We start from the raw sequence: 248 nt of genomic DNA on the forward strand, positions 1-248 counted from the left end.
GGCGAGCCCTCGGTCGTGGTGATGTTTACGCCGGCCATCTTACCCGTGAGGGCTTCGGTTACTGACGCAACCGGAACAGCCGCGAGGGCTTCGTTGCTCACAGTGGCCACGGAACCGGTAAGGTCCTTGCGGCGAACGGAGCCGTAACCGATGACAACGAGATCGTCGAGTGCAGTAGCCTCATCTTCCATTGTAACTGTTACACTACTCTTTCCGGCCACGTTTACCGTCTGCGGCTTCATACCAAT

1 protein-coding gene is annotated in these 248 nt (G+C 57.7%); it reads right to left on the reverse strand.

Translation table 11 applies throughout. The features are described from left to right. On the reverse strand, positions 1 to 248 hold a 248-nt coding region (locus H6A34_RS14795; RefSeq protein WP_205106125.1), incomplete at both ends, for a hypothetical protein.

The organism is Marseilla massiliensis (assembly GCF_016899855.1).
GTDB lineage: Bacteria > Bacteroidota > Bacteroidia > Bacteroidales > Bacteroidaceae > Prevotella.